The 14,242-nt window shown below is 64.9% G+C and carries 16 protein-coding genes; 4 read left to right on the top strand and 12 right to left on the bottom strand.

Annotated elements, in window-relative coordinates; genetic code table 11:
* Positions 1–11 precede the first annotated feature (11 nt).
* From J5M73_RS22045 to J5M73_RS22035, 3 genes are all read right to left on the bottom strand, one after another.
* Complete coding sequence (locus J5M73_RS22045; protein WP_207165939.1) at positions 12–683, bottom strand: DUF3313 domain-containing protein; 672 nt, start codon at positions 681–683, stop codon at positions 12–14.
* Positions 684–838: 155 nt separating this feature from the next.
* The gene (locus J5M73_RS22040; RefSeq protein ID WP_102863419.1) at positions 839–1,333 is read right to left on the bottom strand and encodes a DUF934 domain-containing protein; all 495 of its coding nucleotides are present in this window, start codon (positions 1,331–1,333) and stop codon (positions 839–841) included.
* Positions 1,330–3,003 (bottom strand): nitrite/sulfite reductase, encoded by a 1,674-nt coding sequence (locus tag J5M73_RS22035; protein WP_207165940.1) that lies wholly within the window; start codon positions 3,001–3,003, stop codon positions 1,330–1,332. Before J5M73_RS22035 ends, J5M73_RS22040 begins: the two co-directional genes overlap by 4 nt.
* Before the next feature lie 273 nt (positions 3,004–3,276).
* On the opposite strand from J5M73_RS22035, the gene ccoN reads away from it, so the two are divergent.
* Both ccoN and J5M73_RS22025 read left to right on the top strand, forming a co-directional pair.
* Positions 3,277–4,704, top strand: coding sequence for a cytochrome-c oxidase, cbb3-type subunit I (gene ccoN, locus J5M73_RS22030; RefSeq protein ID WP_102863417.1), 1,428 nt, complete (start codon positions 3,277–3,279; stop codon positions 4,702–4,704).
* A 59-nt stretch (positions 4,705–4,763) separates the two neighbouring features.
* On the top strand, positions 4,764–4,982 hold the full coding sequence (locus J5M73_RS22025) for a CcoQ/FixQ family Cbb3-type cytochrome c oxidase assembly chaperone (protein ID WP_102863416.1): 219 nt from the start codon (positions 4,764–4,766) through the stop codon (positions 4,980–4,982).
* 198 nt (positions 4,983–5,180) lie between these two features.
* On the opposite strand, the gene J5M73_RS22020 is transcribed toward J5M73_RS22025, so the two are convergent.
* A complete protein-coding gene (locus J5M73_RS22020; RefSeq protein ID WP_102863415.1) occupies positions 5,181–5,672 on the bottom strand; it encodes a hypothetical protein in 492 nt (163 codons plus the stop codon).
* A 156-nt stretch (positions 5,673–5,828) separates the two neighbouring features.
* Positions 5,829–6,635 (bottom strand): AraC family transcriptional regulator, encoded by an 807-nt coding sequence (locus J5M73_RS22015; RefSeq protein ID WP_207816110.1) that lies wholly within the window; start codon positions 6,633–6,635, stop codon positions 5,829–5,831.
* A gap of 78 nt (positions 6,636–6,713) precedes the next feature.
* Here J5M73_RS22015 and J5M73_RS22010 point away from each other — a divergent pair, with 78 nt between their 5' ends.
* Positions 6,714–7,406, top strand: a complete 693-nt coding sequence (locus tag J5M73_RS22010) for an aspartate/glutamate racemase family protein (RefSeq protein ID WP_207816108.1) — start codon at positions 6,714–6,716, stop codon at positions 7,404–7,406.
* A gap of 304 nt (positions 7,407–7,710) precedes the next feature.
* On the opposite strand, the gene J5M73_RS22005 is transcribed toward J5M73_RS22010, so the two are convergent.
* Positions 7,711–8,223 (bottom strand): GNAT family N-acetyltransferase, encoded by a 513-nt coding sequence (locus J5M73_RS22005; protein ID WP_102863412.1) that lies wholly within the window; start codon positions 8,221–8,223, stop codon positions 7,711–7,713.
* Between the two features lie 162 nt (positions 8,224–8,385).
* On the opposite strand from J5M73_RS22005, the gene J5M73_RS22000 reads away from it, so the two are divergent.
* Positions 8,386–8,724 (top strand): hypothetical protein, encoded by a 339-nt coding sequence (locus J5M73_RS22000; protein WP_102863411.1) that lies wholly within the window; start codon positions 8,386–8,388, stop codon positions 8,722–8,724.
* A gap of 66 nt (positions 8,725–8,790) precedes the next feature.
* Here J5M73_RS22000 and J5M73_RS21995 read toward each other — a convergent pair whose 3' ends face one another.
* The 6 genes from J5M73_RS21995 to J5M73_RS21970 all read right to left on the bottom strand — a co-directional run.
* Positions 8,791–9,768: a LysR family transcriptional regulator gene (locus J5M73_RS21995; protein WP_207165945.1), complete on the bottom strand. Its 978-nt coding sequence runs from the start codon at positions 9,766–9,768 to the stop codon at positions 8,791–8,793.
* A gap of 171 nt (positions 9,769–9,939) precedes the next feature.
* Entirely contained in the window at positions 9,940–10,893 is a 954-nt protein-coding gene (locus tag J5M73_RS21990) for a peptidylprolyl isomerase (RefSeq protein WP_207165946.1), read from the bottom strand.
* Entirely contained in the window at positions 10,890–11,375 is a 486-nt protein-coding gene (locus tag J5M73_RS21985; RefSeq protein ID WP_102863584.1) for a YbjN domain-containing protein, read from the bottom strand. The genes J5M73_RS21990 and J5M73_RS21985 overlap by 4 nt, the downstream gene beginning before the upstream one ends.
* Before the next feature lie 20 nt (positions 11,376–11,395).
* Complete coding sequence (locus tag J5M73_RS21980) at positions 11,396–12,043, bottom strand: DNA repair protein (protein ID WP_207165947.1); 648 nt, start codon at positions 12,041–12,043, stop codon at positions 11,396–11,398.
* A gap of 17 nt (positions 12,044–12,060) precedes the next feature.
* The gene (locus J5M73_RS21975) at positions 12,061–13,752 is read right to left on the bottom strand and encodes a putative porin (RefSeq protein WP_102863407.1); all 1,692 of its coding nucleotides are present in this window, start codon (positions 13,750–13,752) and stop codon (positions 12,061–12,063) included.
* A 39-nt stretch (positions 13,753–13,791) separates the two neighbouring features.
* Positions 13,792–14,242: energy transducer TonB (locus J5M73_RS21970; protein WP_207816106.1), on the bottom strand; the 451-nt coding region annotated here is incomplete at its 5' end.

Genomic DNA, 14,242 nt, shown 5'->3' with positions numbered 1-14,242 from the left:
ACAGTCAGGCCCTAACGCCCCTTGAACTTGACGAAAGACTGGTGGAAGTCCGCCGCCCAACCGTCGATGACGTTCTTCACGTCATCGGCCTTCATCACTTGCGTGTCGTTTTCCAGGGGCTTGCCAGTGCCCTTGCGCACCACCTGGGCAATGACCTTGCCGCTGCTGCCATCGAGAAACACGGCCTCGGTGCCCAGCGTGGTTTGCTGGTCGCGAATTCCGCTGGCGGTGCTGACCGCCGCTGCCACCAGGGCCACAGGAATGATTTCATAAGGCTTCAGGCCTTCGGTTTTACTGCTGACCGCCGTGATTGCCGCCCGCACCACCAGAACCCCCGGCCCGGGGCCTTGAGCCAGGGGCAGGCTGCGCGCCGCCTCACGCCTGAGGGCCTGGTCGTAGTACTGATTGATACCATCGAGGGTGCTCTGGGGAATCTTCGCCGTGGCTTGTGGCTGCGGATAGAACTGGGTGGGTTCGATGTAGATCGACCGGTACCGGCCTACATCCAGCTTGGGATCGATCCAGCGCATCACCTCCACCCCGGAGGGCGACTTGGCCTCCTTGAGTCGGCTGTAATCCTGGAGAAACCCGGAGTATTCGTCGGGCTGGGTCACGTTGCTGGAGCAGCCGACCATGGCCAAAGAGGCAAGGCACGCCGTGCCGATCATCAATGCAAGTTTCATGGGTAACTCCTGTAGGTGAAACAGCCAGGAACTGGCCAGGGGAGTTACAGGTATAGCCAAAGGATGGTTGCCGAGCAGGGTGTTTTCAGGATGAAAGGCCACCAGGGACCCCGACAAACATCATCTTCGGGGTCCCGTTGCAGGCACGCCGGCGGTTACCTGCGGCGGAACAGCGGCCGGGGTTCGATCACTGAGCGGCCATAGAGCACGCTCATGCCCACCAGCCCCTTGAGGGCGTCCTGGGCGCATTTGTCTTCGCGCACGGCAAAGCTGTCGAAGCCGCACTGGCGCATATGGCTCAGTTGATCGCGCAGCACGTCGCCAATGGCCCGCAACTCGCCCATCCAGCCCAGGCGGGTACGCAGCAGGTAGGCCTGGCTGTAGCCCCGGCCATCACGAAAGCTCGGGAAGTCCACGGCAATCAGCGGGATCAGCTTGAGCCAGGGCTTGAGGCTTTCCACTTCGTCATCCGGGCCGATCCACACGCCGTCCCGGGCCGGGTGATGCTCGATGCGACGCATCAGCCACAGGGCCAGGGGCAGGATCAGCGGCCCGTCGGGCAGCGTATCGTCAACCCCGCGCACCAGGCTCCAGGCATCGTCCTCGACCAATTGGGCTTCGCCCTCGCACAGCCGCAGCAGATTGTTCATGCCAGCGCCTCCAGGGCCTTGGGATAGACCCGCTCCTTGAACGGCTCCAGGCCGATGCGCTGCAGGGTCTCGACGAAGGGTTCGTCGCTTTCCCGGTAGCGCACGAAGGTGGCGATGATGCGCTCGATCACTTCGGGGATTTCCTCGGCGCTGAAGGACGGCCCGATCACCTTGCCCAGGGCACTGTCACGGCCCTTGGCGCCACCCAGGGTGACCTGGAACCACTCGCTGCCGTTCTTGTCGACCCCGAGAATGCCGATATTGCCGATGTGGTGGTGGCCGCAAGCGTTCATGCAGCCGGAGATGTTCAGGCTGATATCCCCCAGGTCGTGAAGGTAGTCCAGGTCCTCGAAGCGCTGCTGGATGGCCAGGGTAATCGGCAGCGACCGGGCGTTGGCCAGGGCACAGAAGTCGCCGCCCGGGCAGGCGATGATGTCGGTCAGCAAGCCCGCGTTGGCGGTGCCCAGGCCGTGCTCAGAGGCACACTGCCAAAGCTCGAACAGCTGCGACTTGGGCACATCCGGCAGGACGATGTTCTGTTCATGGGCAATACGAATCTCGCCGAAGCCGAAACGCTCGGACCAGTCGGCCACCGCCTCCATCTGCTGACCGGTGACGTCCCCCGGCGGCGAGCTTGGCCCCGGCTTGGTGGACAGCACCACGCAGGTGTAACCCGGCACCTTGTGCGGGTGCACATTGCGCGCCACCCAGCGGGCGAAGGCCGGGGACTCGGCCAGGTGGCTGCCGTAATCCAGATCGGTGTCCGCCAGGCGCTCGTAGACCGGCGGCACAAAGGCACTGGCGACCCGTTGGTACTCCTCGTCGGTGAGTTGCGCCGGACCATCCTTGAGGTGCTGCCACTCCTCCTCCACTTCCTTGGCGAAGGCCTCGATGCCCAGGGCCTTGACCAGGATCTTGATCCGCGCCTTGTACTTGTTGTCACGCCGGCCATAGCGGTTGTAGACCCGCAGCACCGCCTCGACGTAGGACAGCAGGTGCTGCCAGGGCAGCCCGTCACGAATCTGCAGGCCAAGGATCGGCGTGCGCCCCAGGCCCCCGCCGACGATCACGCGCAAAAGCATTTCGCCGCTGCGGGCACGATAAAGATACAGGCCGATGTCATGCATCATGATCGCCGCGCGGTCCTGCCTGGCCGAGCAGATGGCGATCTTGAACTTGCGCGGCAGGAACAGGAATTCCGGGTTGATGGTGGACCACTGGCGCAGGATCTCCGCCAGGGGGCGCGGGTCCAGGTACTCATCGGCGGCGACCCCGGCAAAGGCCTCGGTGGTGATGTTGCGCACGCAGTTGCCGGAGGTCTGGATGGCGTGCATCTCCACCTCGGCCAGGCGCTGCAGGATGTCCGGCACCTGGGCCAGCTCGATCCAGTTGAACTGCAGGTTCTGCCGGGTGGTGAAGTGACCGTAGCCGCGGTCGAAGTCCCGGGCGATGCTGGCCAGGGTGCGCATCTGCCGGGCGCTCAGGGTGCCGTAGGGAATCGCCACCCGCAGCATGTAGGCGTGCTTCTGCATATACAGGCCGTTCTGCAGGCGCAGGGGCAGGAACTCCTCCTCGCTCAGTTGGCCGCCCATGAAGCGCTCGACCTGATCACGAAACTGCGCCACCCGCTCAAAGACCAGGGCCCGGTCATAGTCGTCGTACTGATACATGTGCCTACCTCATCCTCATCGGTGCTGGTCGTGCTCGAAACGGCGCGTATTGTGAGGGGGCGACTATGCGCGTACGGCGCAGAACGTTACAGATTCAGGTAAAAACTAAAAAACCATATCAGCCGCCACCATAGCGCCGTGGACATGAGATAAATCTGATCCGTATTAATGCAGTTTTTCTGAGCCTGTTTTGTTTCCCCGCTGATTCCTACAGTGCACCCCGTGCCAGACCGGGTGGCCTGGCAAGACTTTGCAACCGTGGAAGCATTGACCATGAACTCAGCAACAATCGGACAGGCTTACAACTACAAGGTGGTTCGCCAATTCGTCGTCGCAACCGTGGTATGGGGCGTGATCGGCATGGCCATGGGGGTGTGGATCGCCTCGCAACTGGTATGGCCGGAGATGAACCTCGATCTGCCCTGGAGCACCTTCGGCCGCCTGCGGCCGCTGCACACCAGCCTGGTGATCTTCGGCTTTGCCGGCAGCGCCCAGTTCGCCGCCAGCTATTACGCCGTACAGCGTACCTGCCAGGTGCGGCTGTACTCCGACACCCTGGCCGCCTTCACCTTCTGGGGCTGGCAGTCGGTGATCGTGATCATGCTGATCACCCTGCCCCTGGGCTACACCACCACCAAGGAATACGCCGAGATCGAATTCGCCGGCGCGGTGTGGATGGCGGTGGTCTGGGTGGCCTATGCCATCGTCTTCTTCACCACCGTGGTAAGGCGCAAGAGCCAGCACATCTATGTCGGCAACTGGTTCTTCGGTGCCTTCATCCTGGTGATCGCCATGCTTCATGTGGTCAACCACCTGTCGATCCCGGTGGACTGGTTCAAGTCCTACCCGGTGTATTCCGGGGCCACCGACGCCATGGTCCAGTGGTGGTACGGCCACAACGCCGTGGGCTTCTTCCTGACCACCGGCTTTCTCGGGATGATGTACTACTTCGTGCCCAAGCAAGTGGGACGCCCGGTGTATTCCTATCGCCTGTCCATCGTGCACTTCTGGGCGCTGATCACCCTGTACATCTGGGCCGGCCCGCACCACTTGCACTACACCGCCCTGCCAGACTGGGCGCAGTCCCTGGGCATGGCCATGTCGCTGATCCTCCTGGCCCCCAGCTGGGGCGGCATGATCAACGGCATGATGACCCTCTCGGGCGCCTGGCATAAGCTGCGCACCGACCCGATCCTGCGCTTTCTGGTGCTGTCCCTGGCGTTCTACGGCATGTCGACCTTCGAAGGCCCGATGATGGCGATCAAGACCGTCAACGCCCTGTCCCACTACACCGACTGGACCATCGGCCACGTGCACGCCGGGGCCCTGGGCTGGGTGGCCATGATCACCTTCGGTGCGATCTACCACATGGTGCCCAAGGTCTTCGGCCGCGAGCAGATGTACAGCGTGCCGCTGATCAACCTGCACTTCTGGCTGGCCACCATCGGCACCGTGCTCTACATCGCTTCGATGTGGGTCAACGGCATCACCCAGGGCCTGATGTGGCGCGCGGTCAACGAAGACGGCACCCTCACCTACTCCTTCGTCGAGGCCCTGGTGGCCAGCCATCCGGGGTTCGTGGTGCGTTTTGCCGGTGGTGTGTTCTTCCTCAGTGGCATGCTGCTGATGGCCTACAACACCTGGCGCACGGTACGCGTGGCCGATGAAGAACTGGCCCTGAGCGACGCACAGATCGCCTGAGCCAGGCATTGCCCGCCGGTCCCAGTGACCGGCGGCTTTTTTAGGGAGCCGGATGAGCGATGGATATTCTGTTCAATCTGCTGGGGGTGGCGTTTCTCTACCTCAGCATCGAGTACTGCCTGCGCCACCAGAGCGCCAAGAGCCTGGATGACGCCAGCCTGATTCCCTTTGCCGACGACCCCGACGTAGCGCATCGCGTGGAAGTGGCCACCGGCAAGAAGATCAATGCCGTGGCGCCGGAAGAGCCCAAGCCGGGGTGGATCAACCTGGACATGTAACGCACTCCGTAGGAGCCGGCTTGCCGGCAAAGAGGCCCGCAAGCCTTGTACATGGCCAGAGGCCGCTTTCGCTGGCAAGCCAGCGCCTACAGTCGCCGGTGCTGCGTGTTGCCCCATAAGAGCCGGCCTGCCGGCGAAGGGGCCCGCAAGACCTGCACATGGCCGGCGCTCGCTTTCGCCGGCAAGCCAGCGCCTACATCAGGCGCGCTCGCGGGGGATCAGGCTCTGCAATTGGGCCGCCAGGAAGTTGCCGTCGAAAACGAAGGTGTCGGGGTCCTTGAGGCCGTTGGTCTTGCGCCATTGCCAGGCGCCGCTGGCCTCGCCCACCAGGGAAACACTGCCCAGGCGCGCCGCCGTCAGGCCGATCACCGCCAGGGAAATCTGTCCATTGGGGCCCATCACATCCGGGACGAACTCCACGGGTTTGCCAGCGATGACAATGGTCAGCTTCTCGCTGTTAAAGGTGGAACTCTCCACCGGCAATGCCGGGCTGAAGGCCACATAAGGCTCACGGTGCAGCTCCAGCAGATCCGGCAGCAGCACCGGTGCCAGCCACTGTTCAATCTGCCCGAACAGCTCATGAATACGCCGGGCCCAAACCACCGACTGGCTGTCGAACAGCTGCTTCTTGTGGGCTTCGCTGGCGGCGTAGTGGCGGAGCATCTCGCCCAGTTGCTGGATATCGTCCATTGCGGTGTGTCCCTGGCATCGACCTTTGGGAACTGCAGGTCGCCGGACTTGATCATGGCAGATGCCGGTCCCCGGCGTTGGGGTGTTTACCCCAGGGCCAACCCATTCCTCTAGCCACTGGCTCCGGCCTTGCCCCGCCATGTCGCTGCGGACCGTTTACTGCCCGCGGCTGGGAGACCGGACAGGTACAGGGAGACAGGAGTGAAAACGCAGCCGGTACTGGCGCGGGGTCAGGCCGAGGCTTTTGCGCAAGGCGCTGCCCAGGTGCGATTGGTGGGCAAAGCCGCTGTCGTGGGCAATGGCCGCCAGGGGCAGGTCCGTGCGCTCCAGCAAGCGCCGGGCTGCCTGCAGCCGCACCTCGGTGATCCAGGCATGGGGCGTCATGCCGACGGCGCGGCGAAAGTCCCGCAGCAGTCGCAGTTCGTTGTGACCGTAAGTGAGTGCCAATTGCGCCAGGGACAAGGGCTGGGCGTACTGGTCGGCCACCTGCTCCAGCACCTGCCCCAGCTGTGGTAACGGCGCCGTGGCAATGTGGCGGGACTGGGACAGACCGACAAAGGCCAGGGCACAGTGCTCCAGGGCCAACTCATCGATGACCGGCGCCAACAGCAGGCGCCGGGCTTCACGCCCCAGGGCCAGGGCCTGGGCATGCCCCGAACGCTGCAGGCGGCGCTCGCCGGGGATCAGCGGCGTCTGCTCCTGCCAGCGCGCCAGCAGGTATTCGCCGCCACGGGCAGATTCGGAGAACACCTCAACGCCCTTGGGCGTCAAGGCCAGGGTGCCGGGCCAGGTGTCGAAATCCTCGCGCCGATCGGAATCGATGGCATGCACCCCGCGCTGGCGTTCCAGGGTCACACCCAGGGTCTGCCACTGCGCCGGATCGCGCGCACTGTAGGCGGCTGCGGGCAACAGTTGCAGAAGCAGCCGACCGCCCAGCAGACGGTGTTCGAGGACCTCGGGCATGTGAAATTTCCTGATAGATCGCCAGCTCAGGCGAGACGAAACTGAAGCTCACTCACCCACACCACAGAGGAGTTGCCCATGCGCACCATCGGCCTGATCGGCGGCATGAGCTGGGAGTCCAGCGCCGAATACTACCGCCTGATCAATCAGCAGGTTCGCGATCAATTGGGGCCGCTGCGCTCGGCGCGGTTGCTAATGTACAGCGTCGACTTCGGGCCTGTCGAACAGGCCCAGCACGCCGGGCGCTGGGATGAAGCGGCGCGGATTCTGATAGACGCCGCCCAGCGATTGCAGGCCGGCGGCGCCGAGTGCCTGGTGCTCTGTACCAACACCATGCACAAGGTGGCCGAGCAGATTCAGGCGGCCACGGCCGTGCCCTTCCTGCATATCGCCGCCCCCACGGCCCAGGCCGCTCTCGCGGCCGGCACCCTGAACGTCGGGCTGCTGGGCACCGCCTTCACCATGGAACAGGAGTTCCTCAAGAGCCGCCTGAGCCAACAAGGACTGAATGTGCTGGTGCCCGATGCGCAGGAGCGCCAGGCGGTGCACCGGATCATCTACGAGGAATTGTGCGTCGGGGTCATCAGCGACGCGTCGCGCCGGGTGTACCAGCAGGTGATCGAATCACTCAGGACCCGTGGTGCCCAAGCCATCATCCTCGGCTGCACGGAAATCGGCCTGCTGCTCAAGCCAGAGCACAGCCCCCTGCCCCTGCTCGACACCACCGAATTACATGCCCGGGCGGCGGTGGATTTTGCTTTGCTGGAGTGAACCTCAAGGCCCGCAGGGCCTTGCTTGGCGATCGCCTGTCAATCTTGGGCGATCTCAAGATCCCTGCGTCTCCTGCGTCGGAATGCCGCCCAAGCCGTTCGCAGCCTACGGCAGCGGCTACAAAATGGCTCGGCACTGACCTGTAGCCGCTGCCGAGCCCTGGCGAGGCTGCGCAAAGGCCCGCAGGGCCTTGCTTGGCGATCACCTGTCGAACCTCGAGCGGTCTCAAGATACCTGCGTCTCCTGCATCGGAATGCCGCCCAAGCCGTTCGCAGCCTGCGGCAGCGGCTACACAAGCCCGGCCTCAACGACGCAGCCGGGCCATGCTCAGCACGTCGACGTATTGCCCGCCACGGATGGCGTAGTCCCGCAGCTGGCCTTCGGTTTCAAAGCCGAACTTCTGGTACAGGCCAATGGCCGGCTGGTTATCGGCATACACCGTGAGTTCGACCCGGCGCAGGTTCATCCAGTTATCCGCCACCTCCAGCACCGCCGCCAGCAGACGGCTGCCGACGCCCTGGCGCTGCCAGGAGGGAGCAACCCCCATGCCAACCTCGGCGCAGTGGGCCCGGCGCACACGCCTCACCTGCATCAGGCTGCAATTGCCGATCACCATGCCCTGGTGCAGCGCCACCAAGGCAACCAGCCCCTCGTTGTCCTGCCCCTGCGTTACACGCTTGCGCCACAACTCGCGGGACTGATAAGGCAGTTGCAGGGTCTGGGCCGCCACGCTGGGTTCGCTATACAGCGCGGTCAGGCCGTCGATATGGGATTCGTTGCAACGCTCGATAACGATAGTGGGATTGGCGTTAGGCATGGCCGGTCTTCCTTGAAGTGGAAATGGCCATCGAGTGTAAGGGCATGAATGCGACTCTGGCGAGGCACTCAAGCGCAGAGCGGCACAGGCCTCAGAAACCCTTGCCCTACAGCTCGGGCGACTGACTGTGCTGGCGACGCAGATCCTCGGCAAAGCGACGCCATGGAACAGGCCCTGCTTGTAGCTCGTGGCACTCCCCGGGCTGAAGCGGCGGCGATCGTAGAAGCACGCAAACAACTGCAAGACGCCTACCGGGGCGATCCTGGTGTCAACCCGGCGCCAGGCGTATGGATCAACCCAGAGGGCGAGGACCTTGAGGGTGACGTGCCGGTAAACCGGCAGGAGGCCATCAAAGCCAACGCTATCGCCAAAGACCTGCTCGGCGACGAGTTCAGTCCCGACACCCAGTGGAACATCGCCCACTTCCCCGACAAGAAGACCAGCACCGCCGAAGTACAAGACGACTGGGAGGATCTGATGATCCCTGAAACCAAGGCATGAGCCTGAGTGCCCGGTCCGGACAGCGCCAAGCGTTCGGACCGGGCCACCCCTACGAGGCGGCGCGCCTCAAGCAAACCAATCCTCACGCTCGCTGAAGGTGTTGAGGATCAGCTCCACCAGTTGCTGCACCTGTTCCTCATGCTGCACCTGGGCATTCACCGCCAGCCAGGCCCGGCGCTGCATGGGCTCGCTGAACAACCCCGGCAAGGCAGTCAGGCCGCGGTCGAAATGGCTGATGTACTGAGGCAGCAAGCCGATGCAGGCGCTGCAGCGGATCATCTCCAGCATCAGTTCATAGACATGGACGTGCACCACCCCTGCCAGGCGTTGTTCCACCAGGCTGTTCCAGGGCCGGAACGGCTCTACCTGACAGTCGTGCTGCCACTGCACCAGCATGTAGTCGGCCAGGTCGTCGAGGCTGTCGGGACGGGCCGCCACCCGCGAGTAGCGCTTGGCGATATGTGGCAGGTAGTCGATGCGCGCCAGGGGCAGCGGCTCGCGGGTGGCGAAACTGGGCCCCGGCAGCGGTGAGTCTTCGGCCGCCAGCCACAGCACCAGATCGGCGCTCAGGGCTTGCAGGGACAGGTCGCTGTCGATGGAGATGATCTCCAGGCGGGCGCTGGCATTGCGCCGCAGCAAGGCGATCAGGTCGCGACCGAGAATGTCGTGAAGAAGGGTTTGCGCCACGGCAACCCGAATCAACGGCTGCTCGATCACCGGCAGCCGCCGCTGGTGGGCCAGGGCAATCAGTTGTGCCTGCAGTTGCAGGCCCTCGCGGCTCAGGCTCAAGGCACTCCCCTGATAACAGAACAGTGAACGGCGCAGGTGCTCTTCCAGCAAGGCCAGTTGCTTGCGCAACAGCGTGGCCTTGATGTTCAGGCTGCGGGCTGCCTGCATGAAGCAACCGCAGCGGGCACTGACCAGGAAATACTGGGCGACCTCAGGATCGACCCCGGCGGCCAGGGCCAGCCAGGCTTCCCGGGGTTCCTGGGGCGCAACGTAGGGTGCGACACCCTGGTGTGGAGCGGGTTCGAGAAATGACATTGGTGACTCCCTGTCTTGTTGAGTGTTGCTTCCTTGGCGGGCGGCGGGGACCGTGAGACCGCCTTCGCTGGCAAGCCAGCGCCTACGGTTGCCGGGCCTGCGTGTTGCCCCGTAGGAGACGGCTTGCCGGCGAAGGGGCCGGTGAGATCACCTTCGCTGGCAAGCCGGCGCCTACAACGTGTCCTCCAGGACCTGATTCAGTACGGCGCCGTCAATGCTCAGGGTCGCGGTGTTGAGCATGCCTTCCAAATAGGCCTTGGCGATCTGCTCCTGGCGCTGGGCGCGCAGAGCCTGGGTCAGGCGCTCGCGCAGCTCATCCAGGCTGGCGGTTCGCGCCGGCTGCTGTTCGGTGAGCTTGAGCACATGGAAACCCGCCGCGCTCTGCACCACCTCCGAAACGCCACCGACCTTGAGCCGGGCCACCGCGCTGCGCACTTCCGGCACCAGTTGCTGCAAGGGTTGCAGCCCCGCGTCGCCACCGCGCTGGGCGCTGCCCGAGTCCTGGGAATACTGCGCCGCCAAGGCGGCAAACTCCCCCGGCGCGGCCTGGGCCTTGCGGCTCAGCTCCTGGGCCTGGCGCCGAACCTGCTCGACAGCCTGCGGGTCGGCGACGGCGAGGAAGATCTGGCTGACCCGGTACAGCGGCGGGGTCAGCCACGCCGCCTTGCCGCTGTCATAGGCCTGCTGCAGTTCGGCGGCGCTGGGGTAGTCCGCCGGCACCTGGCTGACCGATTGCAGGTAGTCGCGAAACACGATCTGCTCGGTGGCGGCGCGGGTCTGCTGCTCCACCTCCGGGCGCTGGCGCCAGCCCTGGGCATCGGCCTGTTCCAGCACGGCCTTTTCCGCCAAGCGCGAACGTATCCAGGCTTCCAGGGCCGGGCGGTTGCCGCGCAATTGCCCCCGGGACTCCTCGGGCAGGCTGGCGAACAGCGCCTTGAGTTCCTCGGCCGCCACCTGCTGGTTGCCCAGGCGCGCCACCGCCGGCGTGCTCGCCGATTGCTGCAACACGGCCGGTGCCGGCTGCTGCGCCGCCACCGGGTCGTTGCCCGGGCGCAGGGCCAGCCCCAGCGCCAGGCCAAGCAGGGTCAGTGCCCCGGCACCGACCACCAGGGTCGGCTTTTTCACAGGCTGGCCACCTCTTCCTGGGGTTGGCTTTGTGGCGCCTGGGGCTGCTCGGCCTGGGCCTGCAACTGGGCCGCCTGCTGGCTGTATTCGCGCAGGTAGACGATGAACTCCTGCAGCAACCGGTCCCACAACTCCAGCTGGCTGCGCAGGTGAGTCTCGCCGACCCCGGCCACCACCACGTCCATCTCCATCACCAGGAACTCGCCCTGCAGCGACAGCCGGGCAAAGCGCCGCGAGGCGTTCCACAGCTCCGCCAGCCCCGCCGGCAATTCGCCCTGCACCCGCAGGGCGCAGCTGTAGGTGAAGTCCACATAGTGCCCGGCCTCGCTGCCCGGGTTGCCGAAACGCACGGCGTAGCCGATGCCCTGGCTGGCGCTGAGCAGTTGCACGATGCCGTTCTGTTCGGTCTGGTTGACCCGGTAGCCGGCGCCTTGCAGCAGGTCGGTGAGGCTGTCGGTGGTGACGCTGGTAATCAAAGTCATGGTCATCTCTTCCCTGGTGATCAGTGGGTGCTCGCCGCCTGCGGGGCGTCGAACTGGGTCTGGTAAAGCTCGTCGCCAAAGCCCTGGGCCAGTTCCTCGAACTTGACCCGGGCGCTGCCGGCGAAGGGCTGGCGGATTTTCACCAGCTCAGCCACATCGATCTTTTCGTAGGCCGCCAGGATCTGTTTGGCGATGCCGTACATCTGCTGATTCTTGACCGCGCATTGCTGCACTTGTGTGTCACGTTCGCTCAATTGCGCCTGCAATTTCGCCCGCTCGGCTTCCTTGCCCCGGGCCAGCACCAGCAAGTCCTCGTAGGCTTTCTTGAACTTGCCCAACTGCTCGCTGCTGGCCGCCGCCTGGGCTTGGGCCTGGCTTTGCAGGTTCTGCTGCTGGCCGGCCAGTTGCTCGGCCACGCCGCGGGTCTTGGCCAGCTCGGCGCTCAGTTGCTTGACCTCGGCCTGGGCTTGCTTGGCCGCGTTCTCGGCGGCGATCCGCGCCGCCGCGGCCTGGGCCTGCTCGCTTTGCAGCGCCTGCAACTGCTGGGTGGTGCTGCGCAACTGGGTGCGCAGGCGCTCCTCCATGCCTTCGGCGCTAGCGCTGGCGCTGGCCAGCACGCCCCAGGCCACTAACAGGCTGACCGCCCCTGCCCTCGCTCGGCTGTTCATAACCTTCCTCCTGATGCTTAGAAGCGCGTATTGAGTTCAAGCTGCATGACGTCGACTTCATAGCGCGGTCCGTAGACTTCCGAGGCGCTCATGTAGCGGGCCGTGGCGTAGATGTTCTTGTCGATGCCGTAATTGCCGCCGACGAAATAGCCCTTGGCGTTGGTGCCGCCCAGATGGAACGAGGAATCGTTGAAGCCGTCGGGCAAGGCGTCGGGCTGGATGTACTTGTAGCCAGCCAGCAGGTTCCAATCGCCGGACTTCTTCATCTCCAGGGCGTTGCCCAGGGTGAACTGCACCAGCAGCGCATTGCCGCCACTTTCGAACTGGCCGTTGCGGTTGATGTTGTTGACGATCTCGCCCTCGCTGCGCTTGAGCATCTCGCCCTTGTCGTAGGCCAGGTTGCGGATGAAGTTGGTCTGGCTGCGCAGGCGCAGGTCGTCCGGCAGCTCGGTGTCCCAGGCCAGGTTCAGGTCGAGCACGTCGAACTTGGAGGCCAGGCCGACGAACTGCGGCTGCGGGGTCAGGCCCGGGGTGGCCGGGTTGGGGGTGATGTCGCGCAGCAGGAACACGCTGTTGCCCTTCTGCATGAAGGCCACCCGCGAGCCGTCAGTGTCGCAGCCCGGAGCCCCGGCCCAAGGCGCGCATGGGCTGGAGCGCTGGCCTTCGATGTCGTCGAAGCGGTAGTAGGCCAAGGCGCCCTTGAGGCTGTTGCTGCGGTTGATCTTCCAGTTGGCGCCAATCTGCCCGCCGAACAGCCACTTGGTGTCGCTCTCGTTCTTGTCGAAGCCGTTGCTGGTGGCGGTGTCGTTGGTGTACTCCACCGGGAAGGCGCCGAGGGTGCCGAACAGGCCCCAGTCGCTGCCCAGCTTGTGGTTGAAGATCGCCGCCACGCCGTCGAAGTTCAGGTCGTTGGAATACAGCATGTCGGTGGAATAGAACGGGTTGGCGATCCGCCCGCCGGTCAGGGTCAGGTCCTGGGTGGCCTTCCAGGTCAGGTAGCCCTGGTCGAGCCAGATGTCCTTCTTGCCGAAGCCGCCGCCCAGGGTCTGGGTGGTGGACACCGGGTTGTTGTCCGAGCCGGTGCCGATGCGGATGCCGGCGGTCCATTCCGGCGAGATCACCGCCTTCATGCCCAGGCGCGCCCGCAGGCGGAACAGGTTGTCGCGGTCCTCGCGGCTGTTGAGCAGCGGCGGCAGCTTGCTGTTGGTGTCCTTGTTGACGTCGTAGGGGCCGTTGTCGTTGAGCTTGGCGTAGTCGACGAGCTCGTTGCTGTTGTTGTCGGCAAAGAACCGCGACTCCTGGCGCAGGCGGATGTCACCGTCAAAGCTGATGCGCGAGACCCAGTCCGGGAAGGTGTTGGGCTGGGCCCAGTTTTCCTGCTTGGCGGTGGCCATGACCTCGGCCTTGACCTGATCGCGGATCTGCTCGCGGACGATGGCCGGCACATATTGCACCCGCACATCACCGGGCGCCGCAGCGGGGCCGGTAGCGGCCACAGCGGTGGCGGCGCGGGCCTGCTGGGCCTCTTTCTCGGCCTGGGCGATCAGCCCGTCGGCCTGCTCCTGCTTCAATACCCCCTGCTGCACCAACAGACGGATCAGGTTGATCGTGGCGTTCTCCGAAGGCGCGGCGGCAGCCGCAGCCTGTCCGGCCAGGGTCAGGGCGACCATGCCGAGCGCCAGGGTCAATCGATTCACGGTGGAAATCATCTGCACACAACTCCTGTAGAAACTGCAAATAGGGTTCGCTCATTCCGGACGCCGGCCCTTGAGGGACAGGCGCACCGGCAAGGTCAGGGAGGCCGGCATGCGCTCTTTCAGGCGCGGCGTGGCCCGCAGCGCCGCCAGCACCTGCTGGTCGGTCTCGGGATTGCCGCTGGAGCCGGCCAGTTCGGCGCGGGTCACTTGGCCGTCGGCGCCCAGCCACAGGTCCACCTGCAGCGCATAGGCCTTCTTGCGCAGCTCCGGGTCCTCGCGCAGCGCGCGCTGGAAGGTCGCCGCCAGGTACTGCTTGTAGGTGCCGGTGCCCAGCCCGCCACCACCGGCGCCGGCCATGCCGCCGCCCTTGCCGGCGCCGACGTTGAAGCCGTCGTTGCCGGCCTGGGCATCGCCGTCGATCTGCATCGGGTTGGCCAGATCGTCCGCCGGCGATGGCGGTGCTTCTTCCTCGGGCTTGACCTCCTCGGGGGTGGGCGTGGGT

The organism is Pseudomonas sp. 50_B, assembly GCF_017491625.1.
GTDB lineage: Bacteria > Pseudomonadota > Gammaproteobacteria > Pseudomonadales > Pseudomonadaceae > Aquipseudomonas > Aquipseudomonas danubii.
The sequence above is the reverse complement of the archived record's forward strand: the minus strand, read 5'-3'. Positions and strand labels throughout refer to the sequence as shown.